Below are 24,868 nucleotides of genomic sequence, written 5' to 3'. Positions count from 1 at the left end.
GATTTCAAGAAAGGATGAGCGTGATTGCTGGCATGAAGAATTTATTTCTCAGAAAAAGACCTGCCAAGAGCCAGTCAGGCGATGAACATCAACAGGGGGAAACACCGTTGGAGGCATCGACGGAGTCGGGGGAAAATACATACAACAATGAACACGATTACCCGACAAGTAAACCTCCGTTACCTGAAAGTGAAATCGCTTCAGATGAAGTGGCTGCAGCTGCTGTCACTACCGTTGATGAACCCCAGAAGAAGATCAAACCAAAGAAGGATATGCTGCCTCCATATGATGGACCTGTACTGGAGGTGCGTAACGTGCATCGCAGTTTCCAGACAGGCAGTCGCATTATCCATGTGCTCAAAGGCATTGATATGGAAGTGAATCCGCAACAACTGGTCATGCTGAAGGGGCGATCGGGCTCAGGCAAAACAACACTGCTGAATATGCTCGGTGGACTGGATCAGCCTTCAAGTGGAGACATTCTGTTCTCTGGTCAGCCTCTTCAGGATTGGGGAGACCGGCGGCGGACCGCTTTGCGGCGCAAAGAGATCGGTTTTATTTTCCAGGCGTATGCCCTTATGCCCTTATTATCTGCTTGGGAAAATGTAGAACTGTCGCTGCGCATGGCGGACGTTCCGCGAGCGGAGTGGAAGGACAGGGTTGGTCACTGTCTGGATCTGGTTGGATTATCCAAACGGGTGAAGCATCGACCTTTCGAGATGTCTGGGGGAGAGCAACAGCGGGTGGCTATAGCCAAGGCGATTGCCCATAGACCCAGATTGTTGCTTGCGGATGAGCCTACAGCGGAACTGGATTCCAAGATGGGCGCTCAGGTCATGGCCGTATTCCGCAATATTATTGAAGTAGAACAAGTAACAATATGTATGACTACACACGATCCTACAATTTTGGAGGTTGCGGACCATGTTTATGAAATGGCGGACGGCAGATTTATCAAGTAAAGGGGCCGCTCCGAAGAGGGGGAAACGCGCAGCGATTATTGTACTCGGTGCGATAATGGTTGCAACGATGTCCGGCTGCTCATTGCTGCCGTCAGAAACAGAGGAAGAAGTGCTTCCGCCTATTACACCACCAACGATCTCCAAGAAACCGGAATATGAAGTCCGGACGGAAACGTTGGAGAAAAAAGTAAGTGGCAGCGGCAAGATGATGAGTCAGCGGGAAGAGAAGGTATACTTCACGCTTGATGGCATGCATGTCAAAGAGTTAAATGTTAAACCAGGGGATAAAGTGAAAAAGGGTCAACTTCTTGCTGTCCTTGATGTGGAGAGTGTAGAAAAGGAGATCCGTGGCAAGAAACTGGCTATTCGCAAATCCGAAGTTCAAATGAAGGAAACACTCCGCAAGAAGGATGAGATGGACCCGGTAGAGTTCGAAGAATCAACGATTGCGTTTGAAGAACTACGCCAGGAACTCGCTGATCTGGAGGAACAACTGGGCAAAGCCACGTTGACAGCTCCGTTTGGCGGCACCGTTATTGCAGTGCAGGTAGAGAAGGGTGCAACCGTGAAAGCGTATGATCCGATTGCTACGATTGCGGATACATCCAATCTGGTTGTGGCAGCTACCTTTGCCAAGGAAGATCTGGAGAAGTTCTCCGCTGGTATGAAGGCAGAAGTAGATATTAATGGAGCTGGTAAAGTCGCTGGCAAAATTAAAGTTATGCCTATTGCGGAAGCATCGGGAAGCGGCAGTGGCGAAGGGACGGGTGAAGGCGGTACGCCTCCAACCAAGGAAACGCTGGATAAGTATGTTATCGTTACACTTGCAAAAATGCCAAAAGGCGTCGAACGTGGCACACCACTATCGGTCTCGATTGTAACGCAGCGTACCGAGAACGCAATTGTGATTCCTGTATCCGCTTTACGCTCCATCGGTTCAAGAACGTATGTACAAGTGGTGGAGAGTGATGGCAGCAAGCGTGAAGTGGACGTTGAAGTTGGACAGCAGACATCGACAGATGTCGAGATTCTGAAAGGTCTGACCGTAGGTCAGAAAGTAGTGGGACGCTAATGGGGCTGCCATTGCTTCGGCTGCTGTTCCGCAAAATGTGGAACACGCGCTGGATGACCTTCAGCACACTGATTGGATTGATTGTGGCGGTAGCGTTCACCGTCAGTATTCCAATGTATGCCGATGGTGCGTTGAAACGGGTCGTCGCGCAAACGCTGCAGGATAACAGTGAAGGGTTGCCAGCCGGTTCGTTGCTGATGAGTTATCAGGCACCTGGTGGCGTGAAGACAGACACTCGGGGTCTGGACGAAGTAGATCGTTATATTCGTGAGGATGTCCCTCGCGATATTGGGTTTCCTTTTCATACGTATGTGAATTCCAGATCCATTCGCAGCACAGAGGTGAGCCCGGAAGATCCAACCAAAGTGGATGCCAGCAGGGCGCGCAGTATGAGTCTGGGTACGATGAGTGGGCTGGATGCACAGGTGAATTACTCTGCCGGGGTGAAACCTGGAAACCAGGTCAAAGATGACACGATCGAGGCAGTCATGTTGGAAGAGGGTATGTACCGTAACGACCTGCATATCGGTGACATTCTGGAATATCCGGTGTATAGCGGTCTTGATATCACGTTACGTGTGAAGATTACGGGTTCCTTCAAGGCAGATGATCCGAACAGCCCTTACTGGGTACAAGGATTTGACGGCATGATGAATGGACTTTATGTGGATGAATCGGTTTTTAATGATGTTTTACTGAAGGAAAAAGGGATTCCACTTCAAAATTCACGTTGGTATTATGCCTTTGATCTGAAAGAAATTCAAACCAGCCAGTTATCAGGTCTGACTTCCATGCTGGAAAGGCTGGATATCGATCTGTACCAGCGGCTGAAAGATACAAAAGTGGACATCACCTTTGGTGATCTGCTTAAGCAGTTCCGCAGTCAGAGTCTGCAATTGCAGACGATGCTGTTTACCTTGGCAGCACCAATGATTGCGATGGTCTTTTATTTTATTGCGATGAACGCCAGACAGTCATTACAGAAGCAAGAGAGTGATATTGCGGTATTGCGTAGCCGTGGAGCTTCAGCTCGGCAGATCTTCTCTCTTTACCTGCTTGAAGGTATATTCCTGGGCGTTATTGCGTTGATTATTGGGCCGTTGCTTGGTTGGTTTATGGCCAAGAGTATCGGTTCAGCAAGTGGCTTTCTCTCGTTCGTAGATCGGAAGTCTATTCCGATCGGTGTATCAAAAGAAGCTATTCTCCTGGGCGTAGCAGCGGTCCTTGTTGCGATCATCGCATCACTTATCCCTGCGATAACCTATGCACGGGCAACCATTGTATCTGCTAAACGGCGGCAAGCACGAACAGACCGTGCTCCAGTATGGCAGCGCTGGTTCCTGGACGTTGTGTTGCTGGGTCTGGCTGGATATGGATACTACCTGTTCTATGAACGTCAGATGTTGACCTTCCAGACCGGAATGACAACCGATCAGTTGCAGGTACAACCGTTTCTATTCTTTGTACCCGCACTCGCGATCTTTGCGCTTGGACTATTCTTCCTGCGCTTGTTCCCGTGGATATTAAAGCTTATTCAGTTGATCGGTCGCAAGTTTCTCCCGGTCCCGTTGTATCTGACATTAACACAGTTATCGCGTTCATCTTCTTCCTATTATCCGCTGATGATCCTCCTTGTACTGACACTGGGACTTGGGGTGTACAACTCGGCTGCGGCTCGGACGATTGATCTAAATTCCACTGAGCGTACCTTGTACCGTTATGGTTCTGATGTGATTATGCAGACTGTGTGGGAAGGAACACCTGAGGTTAAACCCGGTGGTTCCGGACAGAATGGCGGTACGGGTGGAGGTCAACAAGGTGGTGGCAATGGAGGAGGAGGTTCTGCTGGTGGTGGTTCCGGCGGAGGCAATGGCGGTGGAGGTGCTCCAGGTGGTGGTGGCGGTTCTTCGCAGCCATCCAAAGTCATCTACTCCGAACCTCCATTCGAAGTGTTCCGCAGATTAGACGGGGTTGAACATGCAGCAAGAGTACTGCAGACTAAAGGTAATATTATCGTCTCTGGTAAATCGGGCGGACAGGGGATGCTGGTCGGAATTGATAATGTGGACTTTGCTCAAGTAGCATGGTTCCGTAACGATCTGTTCCCGGCACATCCCTACAAGTACCTTGACTTGCTTGGTAAATATGAAGGGGCTGTATTGATCTCCTCCAAATTTGCTGACAAGTTCAAACTCAAAACTGGAGACCTCGTCTCTATGGGTGTACAGGGACAGGCGATTGAATTCGTAGTCTTCGGGATCATTCCTTACTGGCCAGCCCAGTATCCAGATCAGATGCCATTCTTCGTGGCGAATCTGGATTACATCTATGATCAGGTGCCTCTGATTCCTTATGAGGTTTGGCTGAAAATGGAACCGGATGCCAAAGTGGCTCCTTTAATGGAGAAACTTGCAGCAGAAGGCATTGAGTTATCGTCTGTGCGTGACGTACGTACCGAATTGGTATCTCAGGGGAAACATCCATCAAGAGGTGGTGTATTCGGAATTCTGAGCCTTGGGTTCCTGGTATCAGTTATTATCTCATTGATCGGATACGTGCTTTACTGGTTCTTCAACCTGTCTGGACGTGTTGTACAGTTTGGGGTATTGCGGGCCATGGGCTTATCCCGTGCACAACTGAGCGGAATGCTGTTGCTGGAACAGGTGTTCACAGCGGGGCTGTCGATCCTGCTAGGTATTGGGATTGGTCAGGTATCCAGTCGTTTATTCCTGCCATTCCTGCAAACGACGGATAATGTCTCTGCTCAGGTACCTCCGTTCCGGATTGTGTTTGAACAGCAGGATATGTTGCAACTGTATGGGGTCACCGTAGTGATGCTGGTCATTGGTGCAACGATGTTGCTCTGGCAGATTCGCAGATTGCGGGTTCACCAGGCAGTCAAAATGGGAGAGGAGAGGTAAACGTGATCCAATGCGAAGGACTTGTCAAAATTTTTAAATCCAGCGATGTGGAAGTCGTTGCCCTTCAGGGCCTCAACCTGACTGTCAATCAAGGTGAAATGATGGCGATCATCGGTAACAGCGGTAGCGGTAAATCCACGCTGCTGAATATTCTGGGCGGGCTTGATCGTCCTACGGCTGGTACGGCTGTTGTGGGAGACTGGGATCTGCTGAAGATGACAGATGCCCAATTGGTCGAATACAAACGTCATACGGTAGGTTTTATCTGGCAAAATAACGGTCGTAACTTGCTGCCTTATCTCACTGCACTGGAAAATGTGGAGACTCCCATGATTCTGGGAGGCAAGCGTGATCGTGCTTACGCGAAACAGTTGCTCGAATGGGTGGGCCTTAAGGATCGGATGCATAACAAATTGCATCAATTGTCAGGAGGAGAGCAACAACGGGTAGCGATTGCGATCTCATTATCCAATCGTCCCAAAATTCTGCTTGCAGATGAACCTACCGGTTCGGTCGATTCCGAGACATGTGATACAATCATGGGCATTTTTCGAAGAATGAACAAGGAACTCGGCGTTACGATTGTCATCGTTACCCATGACTTGACGCTTGCTGGCAAGGTGGACCGGATCGTTGCGATTCGGGACGGCTTGACCAGTACCGAGTTTGTGAAGCGCAACCCGAATCTTGATGATGAGCACAACTTGTCCGAGGCGGGTATGCCAGACATCCATGAAGCATTTGTCATTATAGACCGTGCAGGACGACTTCAGGTGCCAAGAGAGTATCTGGAGGCCTTATCCATTGATAACCGGGCGACATTGGAATTTGACGGTGAACGTATTGTCATTACACCGCCAAGATAATTAAGAGGGGGAACTGGGAAATGAAGAATAGTATGTGGGGAAAACGTGTGCTGGCTGTCATCGCTACTGCGACGCTAGCACTGCCGCTGATTGCCGGCTGTACGGCAAGTGAGGCCAAGGATACGGAGCAGCGTGTATTACGTGTGGCTACGTTGTGGGGAGGACAGGATGACAGTTACTTCCGTCAGCAATTTACCGATGCTTTTGAATTGACACATCCCAATGTAACCATCGAAATTGTAGCTGCTGTTGATCAGAGCAGTATGTATGGGTATGGCAACACGGAAGAACAGCCAGAAGTTCCAGATACAATGGAAAGTCTGAAGAAGATTATGACTGGGGATAACCCGGTTGACGTTATCGTGGCCGATACCGCCACAGTGAAATCATTAATTCAGGAGAATCTGGTGAAACAGCTGGACCCACTGATGCAGGAAGATAAGTTTGATACCAGTGATATTGTGCCTAGTGTACTGGAGGGAATTAAGGACCTTGGGGATCAGAGCATTTATGCATTGACACCAACGTTCTCCTCATCGGCTCTGTTCTATAACAAGGGTATGTTTGAAAAAGCAGGCGTGGAACCGCCAACGGACAACATGACATGGGACGATATTTTCAATCTGGGTACCCGTCTAACGAAAGGTGAAGGTAAAGATCATGTATTTGGTTTCTCCTTCACGACATATCAGGGTGGTTCGCCGTACTACTCCATGCAGCAGTACTACAGTTCGTTGCAGCTGAAGACGTTTGATGACAAAGCAGAGAAGATGACCGTAGATTCTCCTCAATGGGAGAAAGTGTGGAGCACCATCAGCAAACTTGCGATTGACAAAGTTATTCCTAAAGGCGACGAACCGCAGGATCAGAATCCGAATGGACGTTATGATCCAGTACAGGGTGACCTATTCCTGAGTGGCAAGTCAGCCATGGTTATTGGTGATTACAGCTATATTAATCAATTAATTGATGCCAATAAAAATGCGGATAAAATGAAAGACTTTACGAAAGTGGATTGGGATGTGGTAACACCTCCAGTTCACCCGGAAGCTCCTGAAATTGGAGGTAGCATCTACCTGAGCAACCTCATGGCGATTAATAGTGCGGCTCAGAACCCGGATGATGCGTGGGAACTGATCAAGTACATGAACAGTGAGGACTGGGCTAAGATCAAAGCACGTAGCAGCTATGAGATGGTATCACGTAAGAGCTTCATTAAGCCCAAAGACGGCCTGGATTATAACATTCAAGCATTCTATGCGCTGAAGCCGATTCCGCCAACAAATACCAATCTGGATAAAATGTATCAAAAATCCCCAGGCTTATGGCAAGTCAATGAAAAAGGTATGGAATATTTCAACCAAGTACTAGAGAACAAAAAGACACCAAAAGAAGCGCTTGGTGAGTGGGCAGCTAAAGGAAACGAGATGCTGGAGAAATTGAAAAAGGATCCTAAAGCTACGTTTCAGTGAGATTTGATGAAATAGTCATATAATGATAAGGATATAGCCGCTGAAGATTTTAATCTTTGGCGGCTATTTTTATGAAAATGGGGTATTCTACAAAAAGCAGGAATAAATGACGACTCCGGAAAGGACGAGCGGTATGCACTGGGTATATTTCAGCAAGTTGTATGCAACCAAATTTCAGGCAGGATGTCTGGCCAAACGTATGGAGCAGGATGGGTGGATTTACGGTCATAATGAACCAGCGGAAGTGGAAGTTTATCGATCACGTAAAGGACGTTACGGTGTACGTTTTATTCCCTGACATTACCCCTTGACTTATTGGGATAGAATGGTGTATATTAATTAAGTCGCTGTTTTAATATTTCTTACTGACGCGGGGTGGAGCAGCCCGGTAGCTCGTCGGGCTCATAACCCGAAGGCCGCAGGTTCAAATCCTGCCCCCGCAATTTAGTTTCACTTGGATGATTCACAGCCATCATCTGCACGTTATACATTATGTCTAGGGCCCTTAGCTCAGTTGGTTAGAGCGGTCGGCTCATAACCGATTGGTCACAGGTTCGAGTCCTGTAGGGCCCATACTCTTAAAACCCTTGCCTAGCAAGGGTTTTTTTCTGTCTGCATGTAAGCTCTGAAGTAAAAGGTATCTTGTTAATGGTGTCTTTCTAGTATGCCCTTTTTTTCGAATCACGATGTATGTCCATGCCATATCTCAAATCTCGCATATACTACCTTATCCCAACCCATAGGAGGTAGATTTCATGAGTCAATTTCTTGATGCAAGAACATCTCAGAATGCGAGTTTGGCTAACTCTATTGCAATACCAATCCTGGTTATTAATACACCACAATTATTCGGCCAGATTGGTCTGCAAACAGCAGGAGCAGGGGCAAACCCACGGGTACAATTCAAAGGAACGGTGTCTGTGCAACTTCCTTTGGCACTCGTTGGTGTAACCATTACAATTGTTAGGGGGACTTTGGCTACGGACCCTGTGATCTATTCCGCAACGTCTACGTTTAGCTTGAGTGTCCTTGCACCTCAGATTATTACGTTCTCTGCAGATGACTTCAACCCGCCTATCACACCTCAATTGACGTACACTGCATTTATCAGTTCCAACTTGCTCGGTACGATCCGTGTAGGCCCTGAGAACTTTGATGGAGCTGTATATTCCGACTAATGTTGAGCGTCCTTGCCTAAGTAAACTAGATCAGTAGTCTTCTTAATTGAAAGGCCTCAAGGACCTGCCCTCAAAAGCAGGTTTTTTTCCTGTTGAAGGGGAAAACTGAACTTCATCGAGTAGGTAGGGTTCTATGATATAATGCATTACAGAGATTGAATGGTATTGGACATCAAATAATACGTGAATATCTGAGAAACGTATGAAATTAGTGATAGAAAGCAGGTTTCCGTTTAATGACGTCAAATGAAAGTCAACGTTTTCGTTACAGTGAAGCTCCGGTATGGGATTGGCAGAGAGCTTATTATGAGCAGAAGGGGCTACAAGCTTGGACAGAGAACCAAGTCCCTCAATATATTACCAGTAATCCGATGATTGCCACGGCGTATGCAGAGATGATCTTTGGTTTTCTTCAGGACCTTTCGAACAAAGGAAAGATCAACGAGACCGTAACCATTCTTGAACTTGGAGCGGGTGTAGGGCGCTTGGCACACCAAATTCTCCTGAAACTGCTTGAGTTAAAGGAATTTTCTGGAATACAGTTACCGCCTTTCAGATATGTGATGACGGATCTCGTAGCGGAGAATGTGCTGGGTTGGCAGGAGCATCCATCCATGCAATCCTTTATTCAACAAGGTATAGTGGATTTTGCACGTTTTGACGCTGTAGCGGATACGGAATTGAATCTGGTCGTTGCTGGAACGGTTATTCGGCCCGGTGATCTGGAACAACCGTTGCTGTTGATTGCTAATTACTTTTTTGACAGCATTCCGCAGGAATTAATCTACATTGGGGATGGCGAGATCTATGAGTGCGATCTGCTTGTTCAGTCTCCGGATCGTCGTCTTGATCTTGAGCCTGCTGAGATGCTGAAGAACATGACGCTGAGTTATGAGTATCGCCGAGCGCCGGAATACAGTGCGGATAACTATCCGTATCAAGAACTTATCACATTGTACAAAGAGGAACTGGAGGATTCGCACATTCTGTTCCCTGCAATTGGGTTGTCCTGTCTCGAACGGTTGAATAAGCTGTCACAGTCAGGTTATGTGTTGATTACCGCTGATAAAGGGGATCATCGCCTGGGTAACTGGAAGTTCGCAGAGCCTCCTGAATTTGTTCTTCACGGAAGTTTTTCTTTAACAGCTAACTACCATGCCATTCAATATGTCTTGGAACAACAGGGTGCCCATACACGATTCACAACGCATCATTATAAAGATCTGAATGTTGGGTGCATGTTGATGGTGGACGAACCCATCAGTTATGTGAACACACGTCTGGCCTACCATCGATTTGTTGAACGTTTTGGACCGGATGATTTTTTCAGCATGAAACAATGGGTAGACTCTCGAATAGAGAGTATGGAGTTGAAGCATATTTTACCATTTTGGCGTCTGGGTGGATATGATGCGGAGTTCTTGATTCACAGTGCTACCCATATTTCCAGTCTTCTTCCTGATGCAAGTGATGAGGAAATGCTTGATATTCAGTCTGGTATTCATACGATGTGGTCGTCCTACTACGTGATGGAGCAGCAAGGAGGTCTCGCATTTTTGGCAGGGCAGCTATTATATGAGATGTATATGTATGAGGATGCAAAACGGTTTCTGGAGATATCATTGGTTGCAGATCCGAGTAACCATAATCCAGCCGTCTTGTACGATTTGGCTGTGTGCTGTTATGAACTTGAACTGGAAGAAGAAACCCTGTCATATACCCATAAAGTACTGGCTCTGGAACCTGATCATGAAGAGGCAGCAGCGTTGCTCCAGAGTTTCGAGTTGATCTGAACGAGACAATTTTAGTTTGTCTCCTGTATGTAAAATTTTGGTTATGGTTGTATATAAAATTGAAACTTATTTGGGGTGTAATCGTATTAATGGGATATTCAACCAATCATTTCTATAGTACATAAAGGAGACAGAGCTATGAAGAAAATGTTATCCGTTGCATTATATCCACTTGCTTGGGTGTTGGGGGCACTGAGTATTTTATCTGGAAATGCAAACAGTGTCCTATTGGTGAAAGATATCGCTACAGATCGAAGCTATGATGGGCAGGCTATATATGATAGTATTGAACGTAGAAATGCCTAACTACATATCATTCAACTGTAAAGGTAATTGGTTCGTCGAGCAATAACATGAGAATCAATTACTCTTGAAGCGAAGTACGTGGAGCGGGAATATTACCTGTCCGTACAACCTTTAAGCCGGTTTCGTACCTTATTCAGGTATGAACCGGCTTTTATTTATGAATGGGGGATGCCAGATGAAAATTATCATTGGACAACCGAGGCTCGAACAGGATTTGTTGCAGCTTGAAGCCGAACTCAAGCAACACGCTGATGCAGATGTAGTATTCTTTCCTGAAGGTTATCTGAACCAGAATGTCGAAGACGCTTGCCGCCTGGCGGCTGAATATGGAACCATGATTGTATCAGGTCATCGCAGGTTGGACGAACGTCCAAAGGACCGATCGATCATCATCAGTAAGGCTGGAGAGATTGTATTGGAAAAAGCTAAATATACACCTGCTGAGAGGGTTGAGGAACAGGGTTGGGTAATAAGCACTTTGTTGTGTGATGAGCTGGTCCTGCAAGGATTTTGCAATGAGAATATAGGAAATGTGGACATTGTGATGCATTCCATTGGTGTGGGCATGTTCAGTGAAGAGCAGTACAGTGAGTGGGTCGAAGAGGCTCGGCAGATCGCCTTGAAGCATCAATGTATTGTCATGGGGACTAGCCATGCGGATGGTTCGTACCGTGATAGCGAGATCTCCATTCCAATCGCCTATTGCATAACACCTGATGGAGAGGTTGTTCTGGCATCCGAAAGTGATACACGTACTCGTACAATCCTTCTGGACAGAGAAAATACAGACCCTTCACCTCAGGAGTCACAAGAAAAAAAACTGAAAATTTCCATCGACCCATCTAGTTAAAGTTACCAGGCATAAATGCCAGATGAATGGGCTAATGAACTTGCCGATTCGCCCGGTCACTTGTACGGAATACGCATATGTTATGGCATACCTTGAAATTCAAAGGAGGCCAATCAAATGAGTCAAGTTGGATACGGTTGTGGCAATGTTGGTGGATTCGGCGGCGGATGGACTTCCACAAGTGCAATTCTCGTGCTGTTCATCCTGCTCGTGATCATCACAAAATCTTTCTGGCTGTAAGTCACGTATAGAAACGTGCTAACAGTGGCTCCGCTGTGACTTCAGCGGGGCTTTTCCTGTTTATAAGAAGCAACATATGTCATCCATGACATTTGACAACTGAAAACAATGTGCTTAAAATCACATAAGAGACTATTAACAGAGATTGAAGGGATAGCAATGCCGTTTATTCGCTTTAAAGGATTCACAGGTCCTCAACTAGAGGAAGTTGTACCCCAAATTACAGAGCAGATGGCCCTAATTACTCATATTCCAAGGGAGAGAATGAAGGCAGAGCGTCATGATGTACAAGCGCTAACACCTTCTCCGGCTTCTATAGAGATTCTGATGTTTCAACGTGACCAGGAGATTCATAATCGGATTGCATCGTCGGTGCAAGCTATTTTGGAAGAAGCATATATGCCGGATGTGCACATTTTCTTCAATATATTGTCACCTACTTTGTATTATAAAAAAGGCAAGCCGCTGACAGATTATCGATTGGATTGAGATTGTGAGGGACGAGCAGAATGTTGCTCGTCTCTTTTGCTTTACATATTTTTCGTATGTTTAGCAATGGGCTGGTTTCTGTGAACTCTGCTCAACGATAATGAGCATATCGCAGATACAATAAACAAGGCTCCACCGATAAGGTATACCCACCGAACGCCCAGTTGATCGGCGACTAGACCAAAGATAACTATGGATACACTCATAACCGTGGATATCAGGACGCCATGGGTGGCGTATACCTTGGTTAGGGATTCGACAGGTACACTGTTCTGAAGCGCTGTATGCTGAGCGACATCACGAATCTGATGAACTGGACCCATCAGTATGCATAACACCAGAGCGAGCCATGGCAGGTTGTTTAGAGCATAAACGACGGTCAGCAGGCTGAAGAGAAGAGAACCCATGGTCATGCTAGCGATTAGATGCTTCTGAATACGTTTGGCCAGCGCAAGAGCCAGAATACCTCCAAGCATGGTTCCAGCAGCGTAACTCGAGTTCATGAGCCCCCACCAACCTTCTCCTCGTCCCAGAGCTTCTTTTGCAAAGGCCAGCGTAACAGCTCCGATCCAGATGGAACCCGCAAGACCCTGGGCAATGTCCATAAGCGTAATCAGCCGTAAGGATGGATTCTTCCAAAGTATATTCCAACCTTCCCTCAATACATTCCGCGATACAGCAGATTTCTGAGGTTGTTCTACATTCCGTGTGAGCGAGCCCATGGCAATCATGAAGATCAGAACGGCCCAGGACAGGCTTGTAGCTGCCCAGAAGGTCTGTGACGCCCCCCAGTTCATCACGGCGAATCCCGTCATGGCGTAACCGACAATGGTTACAGTCTGATTGGAGAAAGATAGTAGGCTATTTGCTTTTATAAGGTCTTCACCTTGAACCAATCGTGGCGTTAAAGTCTTCAGTAACGGAGTTTCCCATCCGTCCAAGAAGGATAGTACAATCACTCCGAGCAATAGAAGCGGCAGTTGTGAAGTCAAGTGATTCAACGAAATGGCTATACAGGTCATGATTAATGTTTTGGCTATGGAAATGCTGATCAATAGTCTGGAAAATGGGAAACTGTTCACAAGTAATGGCAAAGTGAAACCTGCTATCTTGCGTGCAATGATCTTAATAAGTGGAAACATTGCAGCAGAGAGTACCGACCCAGTGAGACCGTATATATACGTAGTAATGACCATGATATATATGACATTAATAAGCGAGAGCAGCGTTTTGGCGGCCCAGTACGGATAAAATGCGATGTTCATGCCAATGATGTCCTTTCCGAAACGATATATCTATATTACGGGCATTGTCATCATTGCACCACAAACAAAGTTATCATTTTCCCGTCATTTCACCACAAAAAAACTGCCCAACAGGGCAGTCATCTTCTAATGCCTATAGTTCATGCCATAGCGAGTGTGAAGGCGATAAGCAACATCAGCAGGCTGGTCGTTCTGACCATAGTCATATAAGGCCTGCTGGGTTCGGCTTCACCCCGGGAAATCCAGCCATAGCGCAGATACCAGCCGAATTTTGGGAAACAGAGATTGATGATACAAAGTACCATGAATATAAAAAAGAGGGTTCTCATACCCATCTTCCTTTCTCACTTACATAACGGATCTTATTTTAACGTTTGCGTCTGGTAAAAAAGACTACAATCAAAATAATAATGATGATAATTAACAGAAATTTCATGTATGTTCCTCCTGGTGAGTAGTTAGGTTATTGTGGAATGTTAGTTATCAACTATTACCCATAAACCACATGACTTGAATAACTATGTTACAATTAAAATATATTGATTTAATATCAACACATTCCGACTGGTTAGTTTTCTCTCCTTATAATGTACGATTGCAGAATATATAAACATTAATGTGTGTGAGATGAAGGAGGAAGGCATGAGCCAACATAATCAACTCTCATTACAATGGGAATTTATCATCTCGAAAGTGAAATCCTCCGTGACGGTGGTCGATGCTACCTTGCCTGAGCTTCCGCTCATGTATGTAAACGAACACTTTACCCAACTGACAGGATACACGTATGAAGAGTCTGTCGGACACAATTGCCGATTTTTGCAAGGGCAGGATACAGATCCCGAAACGGTAATGCAGATTCGTGATGCAATAAAGAAACAACAATCCATTAAGATTGATATTTTAAATTATACAAAAAGTGGTCAGAAGTTCTGGAACGAACTGAATATTGATCCGATCTTTAATGAATCCGGAGAGTGTTTATATTTTGTAGGTATTCAATACGATATTTCAGAACGGAAGTATGCCGAACAGCAGTTGAAGTTTGCAACTTCCATGGCTGAGATGAACAGCAGAGGGCAATTGGAATTCATCGGCAAGCTGAATCACGAGCTTCGTACCCCGCTTAACGGCATTATGGGCATGATCGAACTTGCCAGTATGGGTGAAACTACGGATGAGCAGAAAGAATATCTGGAGCTAGCACGTCAATCAGGTGAGGCGCTGCTGAACATCATTAACAACAGCCTGGATATGGCGAAACTGGGCAGAGGCAAAATGGATGTTGAAAACATTGAATTTCAGCCGTTGAAGCTGATCCAACAGATTGTGAAGACACATGAGCCTGCGGCACGGAATAAACAAATTCGTCTGCTCTGTCATGCTGATCTGAATGTTCCTGATGTGCTTATCGGTGATCCGCTAAGACTTCGGCAGGTACTGGATAATTTGCTGAGTAATGCAATTAAGTTCACGGAACAAGGTGAAGTGCAGTTACAGGTGGATGTGAGGCAACAACTGATGGATACCGTTGTATTGGTATTCTCTGTGCGTGATACGGGAATTGGCATTCCTCAGCATCAGATCGAACAATTGTTTGATGCATTTACCCAGACCGACATCTCCCATGCGCGCCGATTTGGCGGAAGCGGTCTTGGTCTGACCATCTGCAAAGAACTGCTGGAACTGATGAATGGTCAGATTTCGGTGGAGAGTACAGAAGGGAAAGGCACACAGTTTGAGGTGACACTGCCCTTGCTGCGCCAACAGGCCATTCCCAATGTAGGATAATCAATCAAGCAGGACAGCCGGGCGGTCTCGGCTGTTTTTTTATTGTATTGGATTGTTTTACGAACGGGCGTTCTGTTATAATGCAAGTGTTGAATGGGGGAGACACAGCATGAGTAAGAGACGCACAAGAAGAAAGCGTAAAGGCAAACAAGGTTTCAAAAAGCAGGTACTGACGCTGGTAGCAATGCTGCTGGTAGCCCTCTACGCCTGGGCTGGGGGAGAATGGCCCGAGGAGATACCTAATCCATTCGGTGGGACTAATAAGAGTGTAGACCATACCATTACGTTCCCTTCAGAGCGTTATCCCGAAACAGCCAAACATATTAAAGCTGCTATCAAGGCAGGGCATTCGGATGTATGCACCATTAATCGTAATGGAGCGGAAGGCAATCGGGATCTATCACTTAAGGGTGTTCCGGTCAAAAAAGGTAAGGATCGTGACGAGTGGCCCATGGCGATGTGTGCTGAGGGAGGAACAGGTGCAGATATCCAGTACATTACCCCGAAGGATAATCGTGGTGCAGGTTCATGGGTAGGGAATCAGTTAAGTACATATCCGGATGGAACACGAGTGAAGTTTGTAGTGAAGTAACAACAGGATATGGTTGGGCAGAAATAAGGATTGTAAGGCCTTTGTTGTGAGGTCAGTGGCAGCGTGGTACAGGATAAGTAGAAGAGAAAAACCAGACGTGCATGCGTCTGGTTTTTTGGTGTAAAGTGCTGGCATAAATAGATCTAGTTAACGTATCTATACGGGAACTGGAGTTTCTAGGATTACAGAGCCGACTAAACGAGTTGCATTCCGCTTAAATGATGAGACCGGATGCTTAACAGACGCGTAACATGTTCCACCTCATCAAACGGTATCCACAGACTGCCGTGGACCGTACGTAAGGAAAGAATGGATGTATCAGCGGTACGCTCGGGAAATCCGGTTACCGTCTGACCGCTTGTATTACGAACCATGATCTGTTGCTTGCGCCGGATGGCAATTTCTACCTCTTTTTTCATAAGTCATTGCTCCTGATTATGAGATGTTAAATCCATATGTCAATGTTTTCAATGGTTAATTTGTCTTCTTTATCTAGTCTATCAGAACTAGGTATAGATTTCCAGAAGATAAATCAACATTCTTCTAGGTGATTTGTCTTAGCTGTGGATGATCCGTTTTTGAATGGGGATTACGGGGTTATATTAGGGTAAAAGGAGGGGAACGGAATGACACAATTGATTATTGGGCTGGCCCGTACCGAGAACGAGGCTATAATTATGCTGAATAAGGTCAAAGAGGAAGGCATCAAGGATAAATATTTGGGAGCGGTGGCGAAGGAGCAGCTTAATCTGGAGCTGGTGAGCGAAAAGACGGGGCTGCCCAAACCTTTGAAGGGTGCCGGAACAGATGGTGCCTTTGGCGCTCTGAAAGGCATATTGGCTGGTCTGGGGAAACGAATGGATCAGACGATGTCGATCGGAAATGCAGTGCGTAGACTCGCTGGTAATGAGATTGGAAGTGAGACCGATGATTTGGTGCTTACACTGACTGAAGCGGGAATCTCGGAGGAGGATGCGCGGTATTACGAAGATTGGCTGTTAAAGGACCATATCTTGGTTATCGTGGAGTGCAATGAGGAAGAAGCGGCTCGTGTTCGACCTATTTTACTTTTTTAGTTTAATTTAAGGCTGATTTTAGGTTTCTTTAATGTTGGGGAGGTATTCTTATCTCACACCTCCCTTAATATAGATTGGTTTACCGGAAGTCCGGGACCGCAACTCGGACTTTCTAGGCACTGTGAGCTGACGCTTGCAGTGCCTGTTTCATTTATATAAGTTGAACTAAAGATTATTTACACTGACACTCCGATGACAGAATAACCTTCTAATCGCTGTTATCCCCAGATTTTTTCGATTCCCTCTTCTCAAGGGAAAATCCGGTGATAAAGGCGAACGCTTCGCTTTTTCAGTTTTTTCTGTCCTCTCCGTTATCGTGTAAATCATTAGTTAAACTTATATAGTTAGATTATTTTATAAAAAAGTGTTGCAAAGTTAATTAGTTCATGGTAAGATATTTCTTGTCGCCAAGAAATACATAATCCTGCCGGGGTGGCGGAATTGGCAGACGCACAGGACTTAAAATCCTGCGGTAGGTGACTACCGTACCGGTTCGATCCCGGTCCTCGGCATAACAGCGTTTTTGAACGCTAACACAGCGTTAAATGAGCGTAAAAATGCGATGGGTCCTGCGTACTTGTCTCGGAGTAATTCGCAGGTACACAGGATTCGCGCAAACACATCGGAGCATCCCACCGTTTACATTCGGAAGGGGTGCTTTTTGCATTGGCGCGATTACGCGAAATTAAGAAGAGTTACGGCTACAGTAGACGAGAGTGGTCGGAGGTATTAACGGAGTTTCTTGAATACAAACGGTTCGAGGACGGAGTGCGCGAACAAGTCTGGATAACACGTGCTGAACGTACAGGTTCTCGATTAGACGGCGTATTACTGCCCACATCATACGTCCACTCCTTCGATTTTGACGCCGAGAAGCAGCAGGAAATTTGCGCCAATTTGTCGAAGTATATACGAAACTCACAACGAAAGGACTACGCCTAATGCGTCCGCTAACTTCCGATATCAAACTTTACACCGCGCAAATGGACCGGACGCCCATCGTCGTGTTTATCGAGGTGGAACTAGTCGGCAGCGGTGTGATCGAGGACATAACGGAGATGAGCGTTGCGGTGAACGTGGAGCGTTATATACGCGGAGTCTGTACGTTTAAATATGCGGGATAAAACAATGAGACATAGAGGATGATATTTATGAAGATAGCAAGTATTGCAGGAAATTATTCTAAAAGCGTAATCTTTAAATCTCAAGTTTCATTGCTTGAATTTGACGTATTACTTATCAACCTACTTGACGTAGTGAACGAATACCGTAGTGAACGAAAACTTAGTCAATACTCTACAGATTGGACATACGTTGATGACATTAATCATTTGGTACGTGACGTATATAGGAGAAGGGCGGAAATTAACGAGTTCTTAAGTTTAGGTAGGACTATTTTTGTTTGTACCCCACCCCCAGTTAGACTACAAAGAAAAGCACCAGCGGCGGCATTCGATCTAAGAAAGGAATTGTTACCTGTTTACCCCAAAACAGATATTGGTAAAGGATCTAGCATTGAACCTGTAGGAAACTCGTTTTTAAAACCTTTATATACTAAGTACGAAGGGGAATGGAGATATGAATCATACTACAAACATGATTTCGGTAGGCCGCTACTAAAAATAAAAGATACAAACTCGTTCGTCAGTGCCTCTGTCAAGTTAGGTAAAGGTAATATTGTATTTATTCCAAACTTGCCAGTAATTCCGTTTGAAAATAAAGAATTTCTTGATGATCTTATTAACATAGTGAGTAATCTGAACTTAGATTTAAATCAAACTCCTAAGATGATGCTCCCTGAGTGGAGTCGCTTAATAGAAGTACCGGGCGAAAGTGACATTAAGCAAGAAATCACAAAAAAGAAAGACGAATTAAAAGTATTACAATCCAGGCTAGAGACATTGGACTCCGAATTAAAATCTTTAGAAGCGTTAAAAGTTCTTTTTACTGGTACCGGCACTTACTTGGAGAATATGGTCAATAGAGTTTTTAAGGAACTTGGATTTAATGTTAGTGAAGGAGTTCCAGGGAGAGATGATCTGATTTTAGAATATAAGGATCATGCTGCTGTTGTAGAAGTAAAAGGAGTTACCAAAAGTGCTGCAGAAAAACACGCTGCACAACTTGAGAAATGGGTTAGTGAATATATCATATCTAAAGAGCGGACGCCAAAAGGTTTTCTAGTGGTAAATGCTTATAGAGATATTACTTTAGAAGAGAGAAATGAGAAAGCCTTCCCTGATCAAATGATGAACTTTAGCACGAGTCGAAATCATTGTCTATTGACTGGACTAGACCTCTTAGCAGTATATTTTTATATTCAGAATCATCCAGAGGAAAAAGAGCAAGTGATTGATGAACTTCTTAGTACTTGCGGTCATTTTAATAAATACAACTGGCAAGATTATCTTACCTTAGATAACGTACCTGCTCTTTTAAAATAAATCATGGAACATCGAGATTGCGTATTATTCCTTCACATTTTAAATAACCGCAGCCCTCACGCAGGGTTAGCGGTTATTTTGTGTTCTCACCGTCAAATTCCCGTACATATAGCGTTGCACCCCCGTCAGGGTACGTTTCCCTTACCGAAGCCCTAACGCGCTGAATACGTGCTTAATTCACCCCGGGAACGCCCGATCCATGCTGGTGAACTCGCACAACCGTGGCGTCAATCATGACACTTTCCTCAAAGAAAAAAGTAACGCATACTTATGCGTTACTTTTTTGAGCAACTATTTAAAATGCGCAAAGCAAGTCATTCAGCTCTTTATCATCATTTCGTTTTTTTTCAAGAGCAAGGATAGCTTGAGTTAACGGAATTGATGATTTACTTAGGTTAGTTTTATCTATATTTTTAGATGTTTTTTTCAAACCCAAGGTATTAATATTATTTTTAAGTCCAAGCAAGTCCTCGTCTTCTTTAGTCCACATCTCAAGAAATTTCGCATCAAAATCAATCATATAATTTCACCTCTCAATAAATATTATAACCCAATTGATTTAATTTTAACATCAGGCAGCATTTCAGATTCTTTACTTAGTCTATCCTGATGATGTCGAATGTCTTCTTTTTTTAATCTTGGTTTCCATATTTTATATAACTTTATGATGTTGGAATACATTCTGTTACTCTCTCCACGCAGAAAGATAATATTATGATACATCTCTTCGATTAGTTCGCAGTAAAGAGAAGCTAATGGATTGTATGCTAACTCCTCATCAGCTAGACCAGATGTCATTGCTGCTGCAAAATACTCTAACTGGTTTAATACGTTCCCAGATTGTGCTTTAGCATAAATTCGATTTATCATTTCCAATGAAGGGAGTGAAACATCGAAGTTGTCATTCTGATCAATATCCTTCACTGCATGAATAATTTTGTATTGCTCGATAATACTCATTTTGACTTCTATTTCTTCATCATCATCCTCTAAGCGTTCAGATATTTTTTCTTTAAGGTTTTTTCTGAAATCAGAATGATATGGTATAAAATCTTTCGCAAACCACTCAAGATATTCAAGGCTTTTTTCAATAGATGCTCTTTGATTTCTGATCTTGTTATCATCTTTTACAATTTGTAGCTGTCTTAAACCAATGATTACCGATGCAAATAAACCTATACTAGCTATGTAATAAATTAACTCGATTAAAAATGATAGTCCTTTTATCCAAGGAGCTTCAAACCACATCTTCCGTTATCATCCTTTCTATAGTATATGACTTTTGTGCGACACATCTCACACTATATTTAAATTCTATGCAGATTCCCATTCCCCTCTAATTCTAATTTAAATTTTTGTTACACGATATTATTTATTATAAATATGTAACGTGATATATCTGCATGCACACCATCTATGAATCTAAATCTCAGTCCTATAAGTTAAGTGTTCTGGCTAACACTTAATTCCATCTTCAACTGGTCTATGAAGGTTGCTATCAAGAAAATAATTTAAGTTGTGAAGCAGATACACTTTGACATTTATCCTATGCCATAAAGTAGTTACCAATGAAATTCTTCTGAAAGTCTTTACTCTTAAGTGCATTGATCAGTCAAAAACTTTCTTCCTTCATTTTAGTAATTCATTGCTTACTTCATTAATCTATTACCTATATGTTTCCTAAACATTCTTCTATCACACTTCTTAACGTATGTACAAAATATCCACGCTCATAAATATTGCTTCCAATATTTATTTTTTATTTTGTCTTGTAACAATCATAATGTTCCTTCTTTCAATCACTACATGTTATTACTTGACGTCAAGATCTGTGATTTCGATATTATCAGATTGGTGTGTTCCTTACTCAAACTTCCTTGCAGAAAATCAGGTCCCTCTAGCTTAATATCTCTGCCTAATCTATTTGCGTGTTCATGACGTCAAAGGACACTCAAGTACTTTTTTTGGCTACCACGTTCACATGATAGCTGATGTCATATAAGGCTACAAACTAACCCTTTCTAAGGGAAAGCATCTCCGGTTTTTTTCAAAAAGTGGGTACCGTCTAAAAACGGTGAATTTGAGTAAATCTTGCAAATTAAAGTTTTGACTGTTAACCACCATATAGAACTTACTCCTTAGAAGCTCCTCCGTTAAACTTAGTTTTTTTTAATATTTGTTATAAAGAGTAAAATTGTAATTGTTTTGGGGCGTATTCTTGTTTATTTTTATAATTTCCATTGTAATGGGATTACTTGGAATGTCATGATCAACTACTTCACCATGCAGTTCATAAACACAAACGCTGCCTAATACATATCAGAAAGTGGATTCGACGGTCTTTTTATGAAGAGACGGAACAATGGTGTATACTATCCGTAGGCATATATTACCTTCACTTGCTGAACGATATAGGTTCAACTACACATTTACACGATAACGGAGAGGACAGATGTTGTTCTGTCATCGGAGTGCCCGTGTAAATAACCATATTTGAACTTATGTAGAGTCACAAAACCAATAAAACAATCTTATGGACGGAGGACTCAAGTTTATGTTGAAACAGCTTAAGCCATACAAGGTGTTACAGGAGCGCAGAATCGAAGAATTGAAATCGGATGCGTATCTGTTGGAGCACCAGAAATCCGGGGCCAAAATTGTACTTTTGTCCAATCAGGACGACAACAAAGTATTCAGTATAGGTTTCCGCACACCTCCGGAAGACAATACAGGGGTAGCCCATATCCTCGAACACTCCGTGCTCTGTGGGTCCAAGAAATTTCCGGCCAAGGATTCTTTTGTTGAGTTGCTGAAAGGTTCATTGAATACATTCCTTAACGCCATGACGTATCCCGATAAGACGATCTATCCGATCGCGAGTCGTAATGATCATGACTTCCATAACCTGATGGATATTTACCTGGATGCGGTATTGAATACAAATATTTATGAGAATGAAAAGATATTTCTGCAGGAAGGTTGGAACTACAACCTGGCCTCTGCAGATGATGAGTTAACCTACAACGGAGTTGTATATAACGAGATGAAAGGTGCCTTTTCTTCACCGGAACGAATGGTGCGCAGAGAAGTGCTGAACTCCCTTTTCCCGGATACCACATACTCCTCCGAGTCTGGCGGATTCCCGGAAGCTATTCTGGATCTAACGTATCAGGGGTTGCTGGATTTCCACACGAGATACTACCATCCTTCCAACAGTTATATCTATCTCTACGGGGATATGGATATGGAAGAGAAGCTGCAATGGCTGGATGAGAACTACCTGAGTGCATATGATCGAATCGAGATTGATTCGGCCATTCAACTTCAACCTGCCTTTGCAGAACGGGTAGATACAGTTAAGACTTACTCTGCCGGAAGTACGGAATCGGAAGTGGATAACAGCTTCTTGACCTACAATGCGGTGATCGGCACAAGTCTGGACAAGGAACTGAACATTTCGTTCCAAATTTTGTTATACGCACTGCTGAACGCTCCGGGAGCGGTATTGAAACAGGCTTTGCTGGATAAAGGAATTGCGAAGGACGTCTACGGTTCGTATGATGATAGCCTGTATCAGCCTGTATTCACTGTGGGACTGAAGAAGAGCAACCTGGAGAGCAAAGAGGATTTCCTGGGAACGGTCAAAGAAGTGCTTGAGCGTGTGGTAAAAGAAGGCTTTGATCCAAAAGCGCTGCTTGCAGGCATTAACTCATATGAGTTCAATCACAGGGAAGCGGACTATGGCAGAATGCCGAAGGGCTTGATCTACGGATTCTCCTCCCTGCAAAGCTGGTTGTACGATGAAGAAGCACCTTTCACTCATTTAGAAGCCAATGACGTATTTGCTGAACTGCGGACAAAAATGAACGAAGGTTACTTCGAGCAACTGATTGAGAAATATATTTTGCAAAACACACATACTTCCTTTGTGGCGCTTACCCCGGATAAGGGGCTGAACTCACGCAAAGAAGAAGCGTTGAAAGGACGTCTGAAAACCATTCAAGCCGGTCTTAGCGAGGAAGAAGTTCACACGTTGATTCAGAAAACGGAGGCACTCGCTGAGTATCAGAATACACCTTCAACCAAAGAGCAACAGCAGGTCATTCCGACGTTATCGATTGAAGATATTGAACCAAAGGCCTCTACGTTGCATCAAACGGCGAACCAGGTCGATGGCACAACCATTCTGCATCATAACCTCTACACCAACGGAATTGGTTATCTGAGACTGTTGTTTGATATCAAAGAAGTGCCACGTCATCTCCTGCCGTATGCAGGGTTGCTGAAAAATGTACTGGGTTACGTGGATACTCAAAACTACTCGTTCAATGAACTGTCCAATGAAATCCATATCCATTCGGGTGGTATTCATAGCGGGATAGGATCTTATGCTAACGCGCATCAGCACAATGAATTCAAGGCTACCTATGAGTTCAACGCAAAAGTGTTGTATGACAAGCTTGGATTTGCCTTTGATATGATCAAAGAAATCGTGTTCACGTCCCAATTCGATAATTCGAAGCGGTTATATGAGATCATCTCTCAGATGAAAGGTAACCTGCAACGTAATCTGATCAATAGCGGACACTCTGCGGGAATTGGTCGGTCTTCGTCCAAACATTCAGCGGTCGCGGATTTCAGAGAAGCTGTAAGTGGCATTGCCTTTTACCAGTGGCTTGAGGATCTTCAGGCGAACTTTGAGGCGAGAAAAGAAGAGTTATCTTCCAGTCTGCAAGAGTTGACGGGGTATATTTTCAGACCGGAGAATTTGCTTGTTAGTTACACTGCCGATGAGCAGGGATATGAAGGACTGGAACAACAGGTATCCGACCTGAAAGCGAAGCTGTTCACACATGAAGTTGCCAAGGAAGAATTTACATTCACACCGGCTATTCATAAGGAAGGATTCCGTTCTCCTTCGGAGGTGCAGTACGTGGTGCAAACGGGCAATTATATTGACAAAGGATATCAATACACCGGTTCACTACGGGTCTTGCAGGGAATTCTGTCTCTGGATTACTTGTGGACCAATATCCGCGCCAAAGGCGGAGCCTATGGCTGTATGTCAGGCTTCAGACGAAACGGAGACAGCTACGTTGCATCGTATCGTGATCCGAACCTCGATAAAACGTACAAAGTATATGAAGAAATACCGCAATATTTGAAAGATTTCCGGGCAGACGAGCGGGAAATGACGCGTTATATCATTGGTGCGATTCAGGATCTCGATACGCCGAGAACGCCTTATGGCGAAGGAGCTTTCTCTCTGGAGTGTTATCTGTCGAATGTGACTGAAGCGGATCTGCAACAGGAACGTGACGAAGTGTTAAGCACGAAGGAAAGCGACATTATCGGTTTTGCTGAGCTTTTATCGGCCATACTTGAACAGCAACAGCGCTGCGTGATCGGTAATGAGAACAAGATTGAGGAACAGAAACAAATGTTTGACGAAACGCTTGATTTAATTAAAAACTAAGCGCTAGTCTCACTTATCTCCGATCGAATAGGCAGCAAAGCGAAAGGCACTTTTATGAGCTGGTTTCAACAGCTT

23 protein-coding genes and 3 tRNA genes are annotated in these 24,868 nt (G+C 44.3%); 21 read left to right on the top strand and 5 right to left on the bottom strand.

Going from position 1 to position 24,868, the window contains the following annotated elements; all coding sequences use genetic code 11:
- Positions 1-14: 14 nt before the first annotated feature.
- The 14 genes from MHH92_RS20590 (at position 15) to MHH92_RS20525 (ending at position 12,149) form a co-directional block, all read left to right on the top strand.
- Positions 15-962 (top strand): ABC transporter ATP-binding protein, encoded by a 948-nt coding sequence (locus MHH92_RS20590; protein WP_076250788.1) that lies wholly within the window; start codon positions 15-17, stop codon positions 960-962.
- Positions 925-2,034, top strand: a complete 1,110-nt coding sequence (locus MHH92_RS20585; RefSeq protein ID WP_036614803.1) for an efflux RND transporter periplasmic adaptor subunit — start codon at positions 925-927, stop codon at positions 2,032-2,034. The genes MHH92_RS20590 and MHH92_RS20585 overlap by 38 nt, the downstream gene beginning before the upstream one ends.
- On the top strand, positions 2,034-4,955 hold the full coding sequence (locus MHH92_RS20580) for an ABC transporter permease (RefSeq protein ID WP_100527074.1): 2,922 nt from the start codon (positions 2,034-2,036) through the stop codon (positions 4,953-4,955). The genes MHH92_RS20585 and MHH92_RS20580 overlap by 1 nt, the downstream gene beginning before the upstream one ends.
- Positions 4,956-4,957: 2 nt before the next feature.
- Positions 4,958-5,821: an ABC transporter ATP-binding protein gene (locus tag MHH92_RS20575; protein WP_340905983.1), complete on the top strand. Its 864-nt coding sequence runs from the start codon at positions 4,958-4,960 to the stop codon at positions 5,819-5,821.
- A 20-nt stretch (positions 5,822-5,841) separates the two neighbouring features.
- Positions 5,842-7,293, top strand: coding sequence for an ABC transporter substrate-binding protein (locus MHH92_RS20570; protein ID WP_047843731.1), 1,452 nt, complete (start codon positions 5,842-5,844; stop codon positions 7,291-7,293).
- Between the two features lie 106 nt (positions 7,294-7,399).
- Positions 7,400-7,591, top strand: coding sequence for a hypothetical protein (locus tag MHH92_RS20565; RefSeq protein WP_047843730.1), 192 nt, complete (start codon positions 7,400-7,402; stop codon positions 7,589-7,591).
- A gap of 71 nt (positions 7,592-7,662) precedes the next feature.
- Positions 7,663-7,736: transfer RNA gene (locus MHH92_RS20560), tRNA-Met, on the top strand.
- A 56-nt stretch (positions 7,737-7,792) separates the two neighbouring features.
- Positions 7,793-7,866: transfer RNA gene (locus MHH92_RS20555), tRNA-Ile, on the top strand.
- Positions 7,867-8,048: 182 nt separating this feature from the next.
- The gene (locus MHH92_RS20550) at positions 8,049-8,471 is read left to right on the top strand and encodes a hypothetical protein (protein ID WP_036614795.1); all 423 of its coding nucleotides are present in this window, start codon (positions 8,049-8,051) and stop codon (positions 8,469-8,471) included.
- A 236-nt stretch (positions 8,472-8,707) separates the two neighbouring features.
- A complete protein-coding gene (locus MHH92_RS20545; protein ID WP_340905981.1) occupies positions 8,708-10,264 on the top strand; it encodes a tetratricopeptide repeat protein in 1,557 nt (518 codons plus the stop codon).
- Between the two features lie 138 nt (positions 10,265-10,402).
- On the top strand, positions 10,403-10,570 hold the full coding sequence (locus tag MHH92_RS20540) for a hypothetical protein (protein ID WP_307534362.1): 168 nt from the start codon (positions 10,403-10,405) through the stop codon (positions 10,568-10,570).
- A 175-nt stretch (positions 10,571-10,745) separates the two neighbouring features.
- Positions 10,746-11,420, top strand: coding sequence for a hypothetical protein (locus MHH92_RS20535; protein WP_340905980.1), 675 nt, complete (start codon positions 10,746-10,748; stop codon positions 11,418-11,420).
- Between the two features lie 117 nt (positions 11,421-11,537).
- On the top strand, positions 11,538-11,660 hold the full coding sequence (locus tag MHH92_RS20530) for a sporulation protein YjcZ (RefSeq protein ID WP_083679583.1): 123 nt from the start codon (positions 11,538-11,540) through the stop codon (positions 11,658-11,660).
- A 159-nt stretch (positions 11,661-11,819) separates the two neighbouring features.
- A complete protein-coding gene (locus MHH92_RS20525) occupies positions 11,820-12,149 on the top strand; it encodes a DUF1904 family protein (protein WP_036614785.1) in 330 nt (109 codons plus the stop codon).
- 41 nt (positions 12,150-12,190) lie between these two features.
- On the opposite strand, the gene MHH92_RS20520 is transcribed toward MHH92_RS20525, so the two are convergent.
- A complete protein-coding gene (locus MHH92_RS20520; protein WP_340905975.1) occupies positions 12,191-13,414 on the bottom strand; it encodes an MFS transporter in 1,224 nt (407 codons plus the stop codon).
- Between the two features lie 140 nt (positions 13,415-13,554).
- Positions 13,555-13,743: a DUF6199 family natural product biosynthesis protein gene (locus MHH92_RS20515; RefSeq protein ID WP_051447369.1), complete on the bottom strand. Its 189-nt coding sequence runs from the start codon at positions 13,741-13,743 to the stop codon at positions 13,555-13,557.
- Positions 13,744-14,056: 313 nt separating this feature from the next.
- Between MHH92_RS20515 and MHH92_RS20510 the strand changes: the two genes are divergently transcribed.
- Complete coding sequence (locus MHH92_RS20510; RefSeq protein WP_053061623.1) at positions 14,057-15,205, top strand: sensor histidine kinase; 1,149 nt, start codon at positions 14,057-14,059, stop codon at positions 15,203-15,205.
- A gap of 109 nt (positions 15,206-15,314) precedes the next feature.
- Entirely contained in the window at positions 15,315-15,797 is a 483-nt protein-coding gene (locus MHH92_RS20505; protein WP_047843725.1) for a NucA/NucB deoxyribonuclease domain-containing protein, read from the top strand.
- A gap of 194 nt (positions 15,798-15,991) precedes the next feature.
- On the opposite strand, the gene MHH92_RS20500 is transcribed toward MHH92_RS20505, so the two are convergent.
- Positions 15,992-16,216, bottom strand: coding sequence for a hypothetical protein (locus tag MHH92_RS20500; protein WP_017687353.1), 225 nt, complete (start codon positions 16,214-16,216; stop codon positions 15,992-15,994).
- A gap of 207 nt (positions 16,217-16,423) precedes the next feature.
- On the opposite strand from MHH92_RS20500, the gene MHH92_RS20495 reads away from it, so the two are divergent.
- From MHH92_RS20495 to MHH92_RS20480, 4 genes are all read left to right on the top strand, one after another.
- Positions 16,424-16,873, top strand: coding sequence for a hypothetical protein (locus MHH92_RS20495; RefSeq protein WP_340905970.1), 450 nt, complete (start codon positions 16,424-16,426; stop codon positions 16,871-16,873).
- A gap of 426 nt (positions 16,874-17,299) precedes the next feature.
- A tRNA-Leu gene (locus tag MHH92_RS20490) sits at positions 17,300-17,385 on the top strand.
- Positions 17,386-17,760: 375 nt separating this feature from the next.
- Positions 17,761-17,997: a hypothetical protein gene (locus tag MHH92_RS20485; RefSeq protein ID WP_340905968.1), complete on the top strand. Its 237-nt coding sequence runs from the start codon at positions 17,761-17,763 to the stop codon at positions 17,995-17,997.
- Positions 17,998-18,024: 27 nt separating this feature from the next.
- On the top strand, positions 18,025-19,317 hold the full coding sequence (locus MHH92_RS20480) for a hypothetical protein (protein ID WP_340905965.1): 1,293 nt from the start codon (positions 18,025-18,027) through the stop codon (positions 19,315-19,317).
- A 295-nt stretch (positions 19,318-19,612) separates the two neighbouring features.
- Here the strand turns inward: MHH92_RS20480 and MHH92_RS20475 are convergent, their stop codons facing one another.
- Positions 19,613-19,837 carry a hypothetical protein gene (locus MHH92_RS20475; protein ID WP_340398884.1) on the bottom strand — a complete coding sequence of 75 codons (225 nt, stop codon included), beginning with the start codon at positions 19,835-19,837 and terminating at the stop codon, positions 19,613-19,615.
- Positions 19,838-19,860: 23 nt separating this feature from the next.
- The gene (locus MHH92_RS20470; RefSeq protein ID WP_340398883.1) at positions 19,861-20,565 is read right to left on the bottom strand and encodes a DUF4760 domain-containing protein; all 705 of its coding nucleotides are present in this window, start codon (positions 20,563-20,565) and stop codon (positions 19,861-19,863) included.
- Positions 20,566-21,871: 1,306 nt separating this feature from the next.
- Here MHH92_RS20470 and MHH92_RS20465 point away from each other — a divergent pair.
- Positions 21,872-24,793: an insulinase family protein gene (locus tag MHH92_RS20465; protein WP_340905963.1), complete on the top strand. Its 2,922-nt coding sequence runs from the start codon at positions 21,872-21,874 to the stop codon at positions 24,791-24,793.
- The last annotated feature ends 75 nt before the right edge of the window (positions 24,794-24,868 follow it).

The sequence above is a fragment of the Paenibacillus sp. FSL M7-1414 genome (genome assembly GCF_038003195.1).
GTDB classification, from domain to species: domain Bacteria; phylum Bacillota; class Bacilli; order Paenibacillales; family Paenibacillaceae; genus Paenibacillus; species Paenibacillus amylolyticus.
This window is presented reverse-complemented; position numbering and strand designations above follow the sequence as displayed.